We start from the raw sequence: 14740 nt of genomic DNA, 5'->3' as shown, positions 1-14740 counted from the left end.
GCGCCGCCCACACCCCGCCCGGTCCACCCGGACGGCCCATCCGACGCGCCCCGCCGCTCCCGGGTCGTGCACAGCCTGTGGACAACGACTTGAATGCGGCAGGTCGGGCTGACTACCGTGGCTGAACTTCCCTTCCTTCCCGACCGTCCCGAGTACGACACATGCGCGGGAACGTCGTGTCCCCACCGATATCCCGGCCGTACCCGCGCCGGAGGGGGACCCGCCGAGAACCACCCCACAGATTGAGAGAGCGTGCCCGTGGCTGACCTCCCTGCCGATCTTGCCGCAGTGTGGCCACGCGTCCTCGACCAGCTCCTCTCGGACGGGCAGGGAGTGGAAGCGAAGGACCAGCGGTGGCTCAAGGACTGCCAGCCGCTGGTGCTGGTCTCCGGCACCGCACTCCTGGGGGTGCCCAACGAGTACGCCAAGGGCGTGCTGGAGGGTCGGCTCTCGCCCCTGATCAGCGACGCCCTCAGCCGGGAGTGCCGGCAGCCGATCCGCCTCGCCATCACGGTCACCGGCCCGGCCTCGCCGCCCGCGCCGCCCGCGCCGCCCGCGCCGGCACCCGATACGGCGGACCCGGCCCACCACGGGCACGCGCCGGACCCGCACCCCCGGACCGAGCCCCGCCACGAGCCCCGCCACGAGCCCCGCCACGACCCGCGCGGCCAGGAGGCCTACCAGGCGTACGACGGGGGCTACGAGTCCCCCCAGCTGCCGAGCCCCCGCCCCGCCTACCCCGACTACCCGCAGGCGCCGCGCCCCCAGCACGCCCCACCGCAGCAGCACGCGCCGTCCGGATGGCACCAGCAGCCTGAGCCGCACGAACCGCGCCCGGGACCTCCCCCGCATCCCGAGCACGGCGGCTACCCCGTGCAGCAGCGCGGACCGGAGCAGTACGAGCGCCGGGCGTACGGACAGCACGGACCGGGCCCGGGCCACGAACGGCAGCAGCACGCCCCGCAGCCCCCGCACCCCCACCAGGGCGGCCACGGCCAGGGCGGGGGCGTGCCGGTGCAGGGCCGCCCTCCGGAGCCCCGCTACGACGGGCCGTCGCAGCTGCCGGAGCCCTCGGGGGCTCCGGGCCCGCTGGCGGCGCAGCCGGCGCCCGCGACCGGTCCCGGCGAGCCCACCGCGCGGCTGAACCCCAAGTACCTGTTCGACACCTTCGTCATCGGCGCCTCCAACCGGTTCGCGCACGCCGCCGCGGTGGCCGTCGCCGAAGCTCCGGCCAAGGCGTACAACCCGCTGTTCATCTACGGCGAGTCCGGGCTGGGCAAGACCCACCTGCTGCACGCCATCGGGCACTACGCCCGCAGCCTCTACCCCGGCACCCGGGTGCGCTACGTGAGCTCCGAGGAGTTCACCAACGAGTTCATCAACTCCATCCGGGACGGCAAGGCCGACGCCTTCCGCAAGCGTTACCGCGACATGGACATCCTGCTCGTCGACGACGTCCAGTTCCTCGCCGACAAGGAGTCGACGCAGGAGGAGTTCTTCCACACCTTCAACACGCTGCACAACGCGAACAAGCAGATCGTGCTGTCCTCCGACCGCCCGCCGAAGGCGCTGGTGACCCTGGAGGACCGGCTCCGCAACCGCTTCGAGTGGGGTCTGATCACGGATGTGCAGCCACCGGAGCTGGAGACACGCATCGCGATCCTCCGGAAGAAGGCCGTGCAGGAGCAGCTCAACGCCCCGCCCGAGGTGCTGGAGTTCATCGCCTCACGCATCTCGCGGAACATCCGCGAGCTGGAAGGGGCGCTGATCCGGGTCACCGCGTTCGCCAGCCTCAACCGCCAGCCGGTCGACCTCGGCCTGACGGAGATCGTGCTGAAGGACCTCATCCCCGGCGGCGAGGACGCGGCGCCGGAGATCACCGCGACCGACATCATGGCGTCCACGGCCGACTACTTCGGCCTCTCGGTGGACGACCTGTGCGGCTCCTCCCGGAGCAGGGTGCTGGTGACCGCCCGGCAGATCGCGATGTACCTGTGCCGCGAGCTCACCGACCTCTCCCTGCCGAAGATCGGCGCGGAGTTCGGCGGCCGCGACCACACCACCGTCATGCACGCCGACCGGAAGATCCGCGCGCTGATGGCCGAGCGCCGCTCGATCTACAACCAGGTCACGGAGCTCACCAACCGCATCAAGAACGGCTGAGCACCCGGCGCTCTCCCGAGGCCGTCGACTCCCCTCCCGAAGCCCCCGGACCGGTCCGCCCGCGTCCGGGGGCTTCCGTCTGTTCGAATCCGTGGCCGGCGGCCGGGGTTCTCCACAGAAATCCGCGCTTCGGGATCTCCACACCCTGGGGAAGGCCGAGTTGTCCAGATCCTCTCCACAGCGACGCCGCCCGCAGCGGCATCGGGCGAGGTCAGCCGGTTGGGGAATTGTGGACCGGAAGACTCCACAGGCTGTGGAACCGGAGACGGCGGCGCCCCGGGGCCGGAGAGTTGTCCACTGCCCGCCCACAGGCAACGGCGGGTTGTCCCCAGCCTGTCCACACCGTTGTCCACTGTTCGGCAACACGACGCGCCCTCTCACCGGGGCGAGTGAATCGGCTCACACGGGGTGGGACACAGGGCCTGTGGGCAACTGCGCGAAACCTGTGGGCGGAGCTGTGGGGAAGTCGCGGTGGGCTGTGCACGGCCTGTGGGCGAACTTCCGGCATCCACAGCCCCACCCGTGTCGTCCACCGGTCCACCCACAGGGGCGGTGGACAAAATCCGGGCCCCGACCTGCGAGAAAGCAGTTATCCCCGGTTTCCACAAGCCCTACTACTACGACCCCCTGTACCTACCCCCGGAATCGCTTCGAAGCGGGTGCTGTGCACAACTCGCTCGCCCGGCTTCCTACCCACTTCGCGACGACTTGACCCTCGCGGTCCCCGACTGTCACCGACGTACGTCAGACTGGACCGGAAGCAAGACGGCCGACAGAGGCCGACAGCACGAGCAGGAGGCGGCTGAAGGTGAAGATCCGGGTAGAGCGCGATGTACTCGCGGAGGCGGTGGCGTGGACCGCCAAGAGCCTCCCCGCCCGTCCGCCGGTGCCGGTGCTCGCCGGCCTGCTCCTGAAGGCGGAGGACGGCTCGCTGAGCCTCTCCGGCTTCGACTACGAGGTCTCCGCACGGGTCTCGGTCGAGGCCGAGGTGGAGGAGGACGGCACGGTCCTCGTCTCCGGGCGGCTCCTCGCAGACATCTGCCGTTCGCTGCCGAACCGTCCGGTCGAGGTGTCCACGGACGGTGTGCGCGTCACGGTGGTCTGCGGCTCCTCTCGGTTCACCCTCCACACCCTGCCGGTCGACGAGTACCCGGCCCTCCCCGAGATGCCCACCGCGACCGGCACCGTGCCGGGCGAGGTCTTCGCCTCGGCTGTCTCCCAGGTCGCCGTCGCCGCCGGCCGGGACGACACGCTCCCGGTGCTCACCGGCGTGCGGATCGAGATCGAGGGCGACACGGTCACCCTCGCCTCCACCGACCGCTACCGCTTCGCCGTCCGCGAGTTCCTGTGGAAGCCGGAGACCCCGGACACCTCCGCGGTGGCGCTGGTGCCCGCCAAGACGCTGCTGGACACCGCGAAGTCCCTCAGCGGCGGGGAGCAGGTCTCCCTGGCGCTCTCCGGGTCCGGTTCCGGCGAGGGCCTCATCGGTTTCGAGGGTTCCGGCCGCCGGACCACCACCCGCCTGCTGGAGGGCGACCTCCCCAAGTACCGGACCCTGTTCCCGACCGAGTTCAACTCCGTCGCGGTGATCGAGACCGCCCCGTTCGTCGAGGCCGTCAAGCGTGTGGCGCTGGTGGCCGAGCGGAACACCCCGGTCCGCCTCAGCTTCGAGCAGGGTGTGCTCACCCTGGAGGCGGGCTCCAGCGACGATGCACAAGCAGTGGAGCGCGTCGATGCCGATCTGGAGGGCGAGGACATCTCGATCGCCTTCAACCCGGGCTTCCTGCTCGAGGGGCTCAGCGCGATCGACTCCCCCGTCGCCCAGCTCTCCTTCACGACCTCCACCAAGCCGGCTCTGCTGAGCGGGCGCCCCGCGAAGGACGCCGAGGCCGACGACGCCTACAAGTACCTGATCATGCCGGTGCGGCTGAGCGGCTGAAGTCCGCGCCGGGCGCCCTGCTGAGCGGCCGAGCCCACAGTTGTGCACGGGCCCTCGGGCGTAGGGTCGTAGCCGGGTACGCAGTGCACGGAAACACCTGAGGAGTGGCGCACAGATGGAGCTCGGTCTCGTCGGTCTCGGCAGGATGGGCGGCAACATGCGCGAGCGCATCCGCCGCGCCGGTCACACCGTCGTCGGGTACGACCGCAATGCGGAGGTCGCCGACGTCGGCAGCCTCGCGGAGCTCGTCGGCTCGCTGACGGGCCCCCGGGTGGTCTGGGTGATGGTGCCGGCAGGAGCGGCCACCCAGTCCACCATCGACGAACTCGCGGGCCTGCTGTCCCCCGGCGACGTCGTGGTCGACGGTGGCAACTCGCGCTGGACGGACGACGAGAAGCACGCGGAGGAACTGGCCGCCCACGGCATCGGCTTCGTGGACTGCGGCGTCTCCGGCGGCGTCTGGGGCCTGGAGATGGGCTACGCACTGATGTACGGCGGGGACGCGGAGCACGTCGCCGCGGTGCAGCCGATCTTCGACGCCCTCAAGCCGGAGGGCGAGTTCGGCTCGGTGCACGCCGGAAAGGTCGGCGCGGGCCACTTCGCCAAGATGGTCCACAACGGCATCGAGTACGCGATGATGCAGGCCTTCGCCGAGGGCTGGGAACTGCTGGAGGCCGCGGACTCCGTGACGGACGTCCGCGAGGTGTTCCGCTCCTGGCAGGAGGGCACCGTCATCCGCTCCTGGCTGCTGGACCTGGCGGTGAAGGCGCTCGACGGCGACGAGCACCTCGAGGCGCTGCGGGGCTACGCCGCGGACTCCGGTGAGGGGCGCTGGACGGTGGAGGCGGCGATCGACAACGCGGTGCCGCTGCCGGCCATCACCGCTTCGCTGTTCGCGCGGTTCTCCTCCCGGCAGGACGACTCGCCCCAGATGAAGATGATCGCGGCGCTGCGCAACCAGTTCGGCGGCCACGCCGTGGAGAGCAGCAAGAAGTAGGAACCGTCCGACCGTGCACGTCACGCATCTGTCGCTCGCCGACTTCCGCAGCTATCCCCGGGCCGAGGTTCCCCTCGGCCCGGGGGTGACCACGTTCGTCGGCCCCAACGGCCAGGGGAAGACCAACCTGGTGGAGGCCGTGGGCTACCTCGCCACGCTCGGCAGCCACCGGGTGTCCTCCGACGCGCCGCTGGTGCGCATGGGGGCCCAGCGCGCGGTGCTGCGCGCGCAGGTGCGGCAGGGCGAGCGGCAGCAGTTGGTGGAGCTGGAGCTGAACCCGGGCAAGGCGAACCGGGCGCGGATCAACCGCTCCTCGCAGGTGCGCCCCCGGGACGTGCTGGGGATCCTGCGCACCGTGCTGTTCGCGCCGGAGGACCTCTCGCTGGTCAAGGGCGACCCCGGGGAGCGGCGCCGCTTCCTCGACGACCTGGTGACCGCGCGTTCCCCGCGCATCGCCGGCGTGCGGTCGGACTACGAGCGGGTGCTGAAGCAGCGGAACAGCCTGCTGAAGTCGGCGGCGATGGCCCGCCGTCACGGTGGCCGCGGTGCCGACCTGTCCACGCTGGACGTCTGGGACCAGCACCTGGCCCGCGTCGGTGCGGAGCTGCTGGCGCAGCGGCTGGATCTCGTCGCGACGCTGCAGCCGCTCGCGGACAAGGCGTACGAGCAGCTGGCGCCGGGAGGTGGTCCGGTGGCGCTGGAGTACCGGGGTTCCTGCGAGCCGGCCTCTTCCCGGGAGGAGTTGTACGAGGCGCTGCTGGCGGCGCTCTCCGAGGTGCGGCCGCGCGAGATCGAGCGGGGCGTGACGTTGGCGGGGCCGCACCGCGACGATCTGCTGCTGAAGCTGGGGAGGTTGCCGGCCAAGGGGTATGCGAGCCACGGCGAGTCCTGGAGCTGCGCGCTGGCGCTGCGGTTGGCCTCCTACGAGTTGCTGCGGGGCGAGGGGAACGAGCCGGTGCTGGTGCTCGACGACGTGTTCGCGGAGCTGGACGTGCGGCGGCGGGCGCGACTGGCGGAGCTGGTGGCGTCCGGTGAGCAGGTACTGGTGACGGCCGCGGTCGAGGAGGACGTTCCGGAGGTGCTGTCGGGCGCCCGGTACGCCGTTGCCGACGGGGAGGTGACGCGGCGGTGAGCGAGGCGCGGGGGGAGGCGTCCGGCGCTTCCGCGGCGGATCCTTCGGGGGCGGATCTCCCGGGAGCGGAGCGGCCGTCCGCTCCGGAGCCGACGGGTGTGGACCTGGCGCGGGTCGCGCTGCGGGCCGCTCGGGAGCAGGCGAAGGCACGGGGTAGTGCCGCGCAGCAGCGGCGGCAGGCGCGCCGGGGCGGCGGGCTCCGTTCGGGGGCGGGCCGCGACGGGCGGGATCCGATGCCGCTGGGCCGTGCCGTGAGTTCCCTGATCACCGAGCGGGGCTGGGAGGCTCCGGCGGCGGTCGGTGGCGTGATGGGCCGTTGGCCGCAGCTCGTGGGGCCGGAGGTGGCGCAGCACTGCGAACCGGTGCGGTACGACGAGGAGGAGCGGTCGCTGCTGGTGCGGTGCGACTCCACGGCGTGGGCGACGCAGCTGCGGCTGCTGGCGCCGCGGTTGGTGGCACGGCTCAACGAGGACCTGGGGCAGGGCACCGTGAAGCTGATCAAGGTGCGGGGTCCGGAGGGGCCGCGTACCCGGTTCGGGCCGCTGCGTGCGCCCGGCAGCAGAGGGCCGGGTGACACCTACGGGTGACCGCCGGACCTCCGGTGTTACCGGTGGGGCACGAGCGGGTGCTGTCCGTTGCCGACTCGAAGCGCTGAGCGCCGCTGTGAGCCTCTTGGGCCCCCGGTCCACATATGGGGAGTCGCCGGATGACGGTTGAGGGCGGCACATGCGGACTCAGGTGCCGCCAAACCGCCATTCATGTCCGAGCCACCGGTACACTGGAGCCAAGCCGCCCCGTTGCGGAAATATGTCGAGCAACGCAGCCGCTCCGCCATGCCCCGGAGACGGCGTGTGCTGTGCCAGAAAGGGCGCTTCGTGGCCGATTCCGGCAATCCGAACCAGAGCAATATGTCCGAAACCGGTGTTGTGGGGGAGGTCCCGGCACCCGTACCGCCCGCCGAGGCTCCGTCGTACGACGCCACCGCCATCAGAGTCCTCGAAGGACTGGACGCGGTCCGCAAGCGGCCGGGCATGTATATCGGCTCCACCGGTGAACGTGGTCTGCATCACCTTGTGCAGGAAGTCGTCGACAACTCGGTCGACGAGGCGCTCGCCGGGCACGCGGACACCGTCGAGGTGACGCTGCTGGCCGACGGCGGTGTGCGGGTGGTCGACAACGGGCGCGGCATTCCCGTCGGCATCGTGGAGTCGGAGAACAAGCCGGCCGTCGAGGTCGTGCTCACGGTGCTGCACGCGGGCGGCAAGTTCGGCGGTGGCGGCTACGCGGTCTCCGGCGGCCTGCACGGTGTCGGTGTGTCCGTGGTGAATGCGCTGTCGCAGAGGGTCGCCGTGGAGGTCCGGACGGACGGCTACCGCTGGACGCAGGACTACAAGCTGGGCGTTCCCACAGCACCGCTGAAGAGGAACGAGGAGACCTCCGAGACCGGCACCTCGGTCACCTTCTGGGCCGACGGCGACATCTTCGAGACGACGGACTACTCCTTCGAGACGCTGGCGCGGCGCTTCCAGGAGATGGCGTTCCTCAACAAGGGGCTGACGATCTCGCTGCGCGACGAGCGCAAGGAGCACGTCGACGAGGAGGGAAACCAGAACGCCGTCCGGTTCCGGTACGACGGCGGCATCACGGACTTCGTGAAGCACCTCAACTCGCGCAAGGGCGAGCCCGTCCACCCCACGGTGATCGAGTTCGACGCCCAGGACGCGGACCGCAACATGTCCGTGGACATCGCGATGCAGTGGAACAACCAGTACAGCGAGGGTGTGTACTCCTTCGCGAACATCATCCACACGCATGAGGGCGGCACCCACGAGGAGGGGTTCCGCGCCGCGATGACGGGGCTGATCAACCGGTACGCGCGGGAGCGGAAGCTGCTGCGCGAGAAGGACGACAACCTCACCGGTGAGGACATCCGGGAGGGCCTGACCGCGATCATCTCGGTGAAGCTGAGCGAGCCGCAGTTCGAGGGGCAGACGAAGACCAAGCTGGGCAACACGGAGGCGAAGACCTTCGTGCAGCGCATCGTCCACGAGCAGTTGACCGACTGGCTGGACCGCAACCCGAACGAGGCCGCGGACATCATCCGCAAGGGCATCCAGGCGGCCACCGCACGGGTGGCGGCGCGCAAGGCCCGCGACCTGACGCGCCGCAAGGGGCTGCTGGAGACGGCCTCGCTGCCGGGCAAGCTGTCGGACTGCCAGTCCAACGATCCGGCCAAGTGCGAGATCTTCATCGTCGAGGGCGACTCCGCCGGCGGCAGCGCCAAGTCCGGTCGCGACCCGCAGTACCAGGCGATCCTCCCGATCCGCGGCAAGATCCTGAACGTGGAGAAGGCGCGCATCGACAAGGTGCTCCAGAACGCCGAGGTGCAGGCGCTGATCTCGGCCTTCGGCACCGGCATCCACGAGGACTTCGACATCTCGAAGCTCCGCTACCACAAGATCATCCTGATGGCGGACGCCGACGTCGACGGCCAGCACATCAACACCCTGCTACTGACACTGCTGTTCCGCTTCATGCGGCCGCTGGTGGAGGAGAACCACGTCTTCCTGTCGCAGCCGCCGCTCTACAAGATCAAGTGGGGTCGGGACGAGCACCAGTACGCGTACTCCGACCGCGAGCGCGACCGCCTGATCCAACTCGGCCGCGAGCAGGGCAAGCGGATCAAGGACGACTCGATCCAGCGGTTCAAGGGTCTGGGCGAGATGAACGCCGAGGAGCTCCGCGTGACGACGATGGACCAGGACCAGCGGGTGCTGCGCCAGGTCACGCTGGACGACGCGGCCGCAGCGGATGACCTGTTCTCGATCCTCATGGGCGAGGACGTGGAGGCGAGGCGCTCGTTCATCCAGCGCAACGCCAAGGACGTCCGCTTCCTCGACATCTGAGTCGGCCCGTCCGTCTCCCCCAAGCGCCGCAGCTAGTTAAGGACTGACTTCGCACCATGGCCGACGACAACCTTCCCCCCGAGCCGGAGAACCTGACCGTCGAGGGCGCCATCGTCGACGAGACCGCCGGAGCCCGAGTGGAACCGGTGAGTCTCGAGACGGAGATGCAGCGCTCGTACCTCGACTACGCGATGAGCGTGATCGTCTCGCGTGCGCTGCCCGACGTCCGCGACGGGCTCAAGCCGGTGCACCGCCGCGTGCTGTACGCGATGTACGACGGCGGCTACCGGCCGGAGCGCGGTTTCTACAAGTGCGCCCGCGTGGTGGGCGACGTCATGGGGACGTACCACCCGCACGGCGACACCTCCATCTACGACGCGCTGGTGCGCCTGGCGCAGACCTGGTCCATGCGGATGCCGCTGGTGGACTCCAACGGCAACTTCGGGTCGCCCGGCAACGACCCGGCGGCCGCCATGCGGTACACCGAGTGCAAGATGGCGCCGCTCGCCATGGAGATGCTCCGGGACATCGACGAGGAGACCGTCCAGTTCCAGGACAACTACGACGGCCGGAACCTCGAGCCGACCGTCCTGCCCTCCCGCTTCCCGAACCTGCTGGTCAACGGCAGTGCGGGTATCGCGGTCGGCATGGCGACCAACATCCCGCCGCACAACCTGCGGGAGGTCGCATCGGGCGCCAAGTGGTACCTGGAGAACCCGGAGGCGAGCAACGAGGAGCTCCTCGAGGCGCTGATCGAGCGCATCAAGGGCCCCGACTTCCCGACCGGTGCGCTGGTGGTCGGCCGCAGGGGCATCGAGGAGGCGTACCGCACCGGGCGCGGTTCGATCACGATGCGCGCGGTCGTCGAGGTGGAGGAGATCCAGGGACGGCAGTGCCTGGTCGTCACCGAGCTGCCGTACCAGGTGAACCCGGACAATCTCGCGCTGAAGATCGCCGATCTGGTCAAGGACGGCCGGGTCGGGGGCATCGCCGACGTGCGTGACGAGACCTCCTCGCGCACCGGCCAGCGGCTGGTGATCGTGCTGAAGCGCGACGCGGTCGCCAAGGTGGTGCTCAACAACCTCTACAAGCACACCGATCTGCAGACCAACTTCAGCGCCAACATGCTGGCCCTGGTCGAGGGCGTGCCGCGCACCCTGTCGCTGGACGCGTTCATCCGCCAGTGGGTCGGCCACCAGATCGACGTCATCGTGCGCCGCACCCGCTACCGCCTGCGGAAGGCCGAGGAGCGCGCGCACATCCTGCGGGGCCTGCTGAAGGCACTCGACGCGATCGACGAGGTGATCGCGCTGATCCGCCGCAGCCAGACGGTCGAGGACGCCCGCGGCGGCCTCATGGGTCTGCTGGAGATCGACGAGATCCAGGCGAACGCGATCCTGGAGATGCAGCTGCGCCGACTGGCCGCACTGGAGCGCCAGAAGATCACCCGGGAGCACGACGAGCTGCAGGCGAAGATCGACGAGTACAACGGGATCCTGGCCTCGCCCGCCCTGCAGCGGGAGATCATCGGCAACGAACTGACGGCCCTGGTCGACAAGTACGGCGACGACCGGCGTAGCCAGCTGGTGCCCTTCGAGGGCGACATGTCCATCGAGGACCTGATCGCCGAGGAGGACATCGTCGTCACCATCACCCGTGGCGGCTACGTCAAGCGCACCCGCACCGACGACTACCGGGCGCAGAAGCGCGGTGGCAAGGGCGTGCGCGGCACGAAGCTGCGGGAGGACGACATCGTCGACCACTTCTTCGTGTCCACGACGCACCACTGGCTGCTGTTCTTCACCAACAAGGGCCGGGTGTACCGGGCGAAGGCCTACGAGCTGCCGGACGCCGGGCGGGAGGCCCGCGGCCAGCACGTCGCGAACCTGCTGGCCTTCCAGCCTGACGAGCAGATCGCCGAGATCCTCGCGATCCGCGACTACGAGGCGGTGCCGTACCTGGTCCTCGCCACCAAGTCCGGTTTGGTGAAGAAGACTCCGCTGAAGGACTACGACTCGCCGCGTTCCGGCGGCGTCATCGCCATCAACCTGCGGCAGATGGAGGACGGCCGGGACGACGAGCTGATCGGCGCCGAACTCGTCGGCCCCGAGGACGATCTGCTGCTGGTGAGCAGGAAGGCGCAGTCCATCCGCTTCACCGCCGGCGACGACACCCTCCGGCCGATGGGCCGGGCGACCTCGGGTGTGAAGGGCATGAGTTTCCGCGAGGACGACGAACTGCTGTCGATGAACGTCGTGCGGGCGGGAACCTACGTGTTCACCGCGACCGACGGCGGCTACGGGAAGCGGACCTCGGTCGACGAGTACCGTGTGCAGGGCCGCGGCGGTCTCGGCATCAAGGCGGCCAAGATCGTGGAGGACCGCGGCGAGCTGGTGGGGGCCCTGGTGGTCGAGGAGAGCGACGAGATCCTTGCCATCACCCGCAGCGGTGGCGTGATCCGTACCCGTGTGAGTGAGGTGCGGGAGACCGGTCGTGACACCATGGGCGTCTCCCTGATCAACCTGGGCAAGCGCGACGCCGTCGTCGGCATGGCGCGGAACGCCGAGGCCGGTCGGGAGGCCGAGGAGGTCGAGGCCGTGGTCGACGCCGCCGTCGGGGCGGCGCAGCCCGACGGAGCCGCACCCGCCCCGGCGGAGAGCCCGGCCGAGTCCCCGGCCACGTCGAGCGACGAGGAGTAAGACGTGAGCGGTGCCCAGCCCCCTCAGCAGGAGGCACAGCCGTACCCGCAGCAGCCGCCGCAGGCCCCTCCGGGGCCGCAGCCGCCGACGGAGCCCGAGTACGCGCCGCAGCAGCCGCCGCAGGCCGGTGAGCCCGGGCCGCAGGGGCCGCCGGCCGGGGACGCCCCGACGGCGTACGGTGACGGCGAGGCTGCGCTGCGCAAGCCCCGCACCGAGGCCCGTACGGCCCCGCGGACGCGCAAGGCGCGGCTGCGGGTGGCCAAGGTCGACCCGTGGTCGGTGATGAAGGTCAGCTTCCTGCTGGCGATCGCGCTGGGCATCTGCACGGTGGCCGCGGTGGCGGTGCTGTGGATGGTGATGGACGCGATGGGCGTGTTCTCCGCCGTCGGCGGCACGATAAGCGAGGCGACCTCGACCGACAACGGCGCCGGCTTCGACCTCCAGGGCTTCCTGTCGCTGGAACGCGTCCTCACCTTCACGGGCGTGGTGGCGGTGATCGACGTGGTCCTGGTGACGGCGCTGGCGACGCTCGGCTCCTTCATCTACAACCTGTCGGCGGGCATGGTCGGCGGTGTCGAGGTCACCCTCGCCGAGGACGAGTGACCCTGCCGCGGACCGCCGCGTGAGCCTGCACGGAACCGATTTTGGGACACGGCACCGAGTGCGCTAATCTTTCCGTGCAGCGCGGGGCTATAGCTCAGATGGTTAGAGCGCATCCCTGATAAGGATGAGGCCACAGGTTCAAGTCCTGTTAGCCCCACAGAACGGAAGACCCTCGGACGGTTCGTCCGGGGGTCTTCTGCGTCCACGACCGACCTCGGCCGGTCAGCGCCCGATCCGGATCGGGCGCTGACCGGACTCGATTTCGTCCACTTCGAAGTCGAGAGGGGACTGCTTGGGGTACTCGCTGCCGGGCCACCGCGGAGCGCGGTAGTCATCCACCCGGATGAGGGCCGGCCCGATCTCGCCGAACAGGATGCCCGCCCAGTCCTCGGTGCTGCTTTCCCTGCCACGCACATCTCGAGCAGCTCCGCCGAACCGAGCCCGGTTCCCCAGGAGTTCTCGGGGGGTGTCGGTGGCAGGTGTTCGTGAAGATCGTCCACCTGCGCCTTGACCTTTTCTGCGGGTCGTGTTGGGTATCATCGGGCCCCAGAAAGCCCCATACGTCTATGAAGGACGAGGTAGCGCGGTGAAGAAGCTTCTCCTGGTCGTACTGGCCGCCGTCGGCGGGCTCCTCGTGTACCGCCAGATCCAGGCGGACCGCGCCGAGCAGGACCTGTGGACGGAGGCGACCGACTCCGTGCCCGCGGGTACGAGTGTGTGACGCCACAGCAGTAGGCTCTTCGAGCCCCGGCCGCTCGTCGTGGCCGGGGCTTCGTCGCGTGGTGCCGGCGGACCGGCACCGATGCTGCCGTGACCGACGGAAAAAGGGGGGGGCGTGTGGTGAGGCGGTCGAGAACCAGGCGGGCCGCGCCGGGGGCGGTGCTCCTGGCGGCTGCGCTGTGCGTGCCGGTGTTCCCGGGAGCAGCGGCCGCGGACGGGAGCGGTGATGTGCCCGCCTACCGTACGGCCGACGGCGCCGAAGCCGTGCACGGTGCGACGAACAGTGCCGACGGCCGACGGCTCGCGAGCGGCGGCACCTACACCGACGAGGTGGGGCCGGGCGAGCGGAAGTACTACACGGTGGAGCTGGACTCCTCGTCGCAGCCGCGGATCTCGGCGGTGGCGCTGCCCGAGGCCGGCGCCGACGTGTCGTACAGCGACTCCCTCACCCTCACGTTGGAGTCCACCGACGGCACCACCTGCGGGGAGGGCACCGCCCGGTTCTCCGCGGACGGGGCGGCCTGGCCGCTCGTCGCCTGGGCGGCCCGCGTCGTCGGGCCCGACCAGGACTGCCAGGAGGCCGGTGTGTACAACCTGTCCGTGGCACGGTCGGGCGAGAAGACGGACAGCGGCGGGGACTGGCCCGTGGAACTCCGCCTGATGCGGGAACCCGGACTGGCCTCCCGGCCCGCCGAGGTGTCGCGGGAGGCGGAGGACGCGCCCACCGCACTCCCGAAGATGCCGACCGAGAAGCCGCGGAGGATCCGGGGCGGGACGGGCTTCAACGACGCCGCGGGCATGGCCTCCGGCGTGTGGCGGGACCGCATCCGGCCCGGGGAGACACGGTTCTACCGGGTACCGCTCGACTGGGGCCGCTCGCTCGCGGTGCGCACCGAGTTCGCGACGACCGACACCACCGACACCTCCGGCTACACCTCGCAGGGCGTCCGCACGGAGGTCTACAGCCCGGCCCGCGCGTTCGTCGCCGGTGACAGCGCGCTGTACGGCGCGGACGATCCCGCCGCGGTGCCGCTGCGCACCCCGCGGGTCACCTACGGCTCCCGTTACTCCTACCAGGACGGTCTCGCCGCCGCGTCGGTCGCGGGCTGGTACTACGTCGCCGTCCATGCCCACCGGGACCTCGGGGACTTCGTCACCGACGCCGTGCCGGTGACGCTCCGCGTCCGCCTGTCCGGCAAGGCGACCGGTGGGCCGGACTACGACGGTGACCCGGCGGCCGCAGGGTTCGGCGTCACCGGGGAGGACCGTGAACAGGCCGACCGGGGGCAGACTCCGCAGGCGGCCCGGCGGAGCGAACTCCTCACAGTGGTCGGGTGGTCCGGCATCGGCGCGGGTGCCGGGCTCGTCGCGGTGCTGGCGCTCTGGGCCGTCCTGGCGCGGCGCCGCGCGGCGCGGGCGGCACCGGCGGCACCGGCCGGCGGGGGCTCGGGCGCCGGGTACGCGCAGCAGTCGACGCAGACGGCGTCCTCAGCGCCGTACGGCGGGCCGCCCTACGCCTCCGGGCCGCTCCACGGGCCGCCGGCGAACGGAAGTTAGCCGGGTCCGGCAGGTGGCGGCCCG

10 protein-coding genes, 1 tRNA gene and 1 pseudogene are annotated in these 14740 nt (G+C 70.6%); 11 read left to right on the top strand and 1 reads right to left on the bottom strand.

Annotation, left to right across the window (positions count from 1 at the left end):
• Positions 1–258 precede the first annotated feature (258 nt).
• The 9 genes from dnaA to ACL06G_RS01120 all read left to right on the top strand — a co-directional run bounded on the left by dnaA (position 259) and on the right by ACL06G_RS01120 (position 12596).
• Entirely contained in the window at positions 259–2163 is a 1905-nt protein-coding gene (gene dnaA, locus ACL06G_RS01160) for a chromosomal replication initiator protein DnaA (RefSeq protein ID WP_412835198.1), read from the top strand.
• An 808-nt stretch (positions 2164–2971) separates the two neighbouring features.
• Complete coding sequence (gene dnaN, locus ACL06G_RS01155) at positions 2972–4102, top strand: DNA polymerase III subunit beta (protein WP_412784712.1); 1131 nt, start codon at positions 2972–2974, stop codon at positions 4100–4102.
• 115 nt (positions 4103–4217) lie between these two features.
• Entirely contained in the window at positions 4218–5099 is an 882-nt protein-coding gene (gene gnd, locus ACL06G_RS01150; protein WP_412784713.1) for a phosphogluconate dehydrogenase (NAD(+)-dependent, decarboxylating), read from the top strand.
• Between the two features lie 13 nt (positions 5100–5112).
• Positions 5113–6231: a DNA replication/repair protein RecF gene (recF, locus tag ACL06G_RS01145; protein WP_412835197.1), complete on the top strand. Its 1119-nt coding sequence runs from the start codon at positions 5113–5115 to the stop codon at positions 6229–6231.
• A complete protein-coding gene (locus tag ACL06G_RS01140; RefSeq protein ID WP_412784715.1) occupies positions 6228–6818 on the top strand; it encodes a DciA family protein in 591 nt (196 codons plus the stop codon). The genes recF and ACL06G_RS01140 overlap by 4 nt, the downstream gene beginning before the upstream one ends.
• A 264-nt stretch (positions 6819–7082) precedes the next feature.
• Entirely contained in the window at positions 7083–9137 is a 2055-nt protein-coding gene (gene gyrB / locus ACL06G_RS01135) for a DNA topoisomerase (ATP-hydrolyzing) subunit B (RefSeq protein ID WP_412835196.1), read from the top strand.
• Positions 9138–9193: 56 nt separating this feature from the next.
• Positions 9194–11836: a DNA gyrase subunit A gene (gyrA, locus tag ACL06G_RS01130; protein ID WP_412784717.1), complete on the top strand. Its 2643-nt coding sequence runs from the start codon at positions 9194–9196 to the stop codon at positions 11834–11836.
• 3 nt (positions 11837–11839) lie between these two features.
• Positions 11840–12439 (top strand): DUF3566 domain-containing protein, encoded by a 600-nt coding sequence (locus tag ACL06G_RS01125; RefSeq protein WP_412784718.1) that lies wholly within the window; start codon positions 11840–11842, stop codon positions 12437–12439.
• Positions 12440–12522: 83 nt separating this feature from the next.
• Positions 12523–12596, top strand: a tRNA-Ile gene (locus ACL06G_RS01120).
• A gap of 80 nt (positions 12597–12676) precedes the next feature.
• On the opposite strand, the pseudogene ACL06G_RS01115 reads toward ACL06G_RS01120, so the two are convergent.
• Positions 12677–12892 (bottom strand): annotated as a pseudogene (locus ACL06G_RS01115) (VOC family protein); the annotation flags it as partial.
• Positions 12893–13025: 133 nt separating this feature from the next.
• Here ACL06G_RS01115 and ACL06G_RS01110 point away from each other — a divergent pair.
• Both ACL06G_RS01110 and ACL06G_RS01105 read left to right on the top strand, forming a co-directional pair.
• Positions 13026–13160: a DLW-39 family protein gene (locus ACL06G_RS01110; protein WP_412784719.1), complete on the top strand. Its 135-nt coding sequence runs from the start codon at positions 13026–13028 to the stop codon at positions 13158–13160.
• A gap of 227 nt (positions 13161–13387) precedes the next feature.
• The gene (locus ACL06G_RS01105; protein WP_412835195.1) at positions 13388–14716 is read left to right on the top strand and encodes a hypothetical protein; all 1329 of its coding nucleotides are present in this window, start codon (positions 13388–13390) and stop codon (positions 14714–14716) included.
• Positions 14717–14740: the final 24 nt, after the last annotated feature.

Source organism: Streptomyces callyspongiae, assembly GCF_047200695.1.
In the GTDB taxonomy this organism is placed as follows: domain Bacteria; phylum Actinomycetota; class Actinomycetes; order Streptomycetales; family Streptomycetaceae; genus Streptomyces.
Note: the sequence above shows the minus strand (reverse complement) of the source record. Positions and strands in the feature narration are given on the sequence as shown.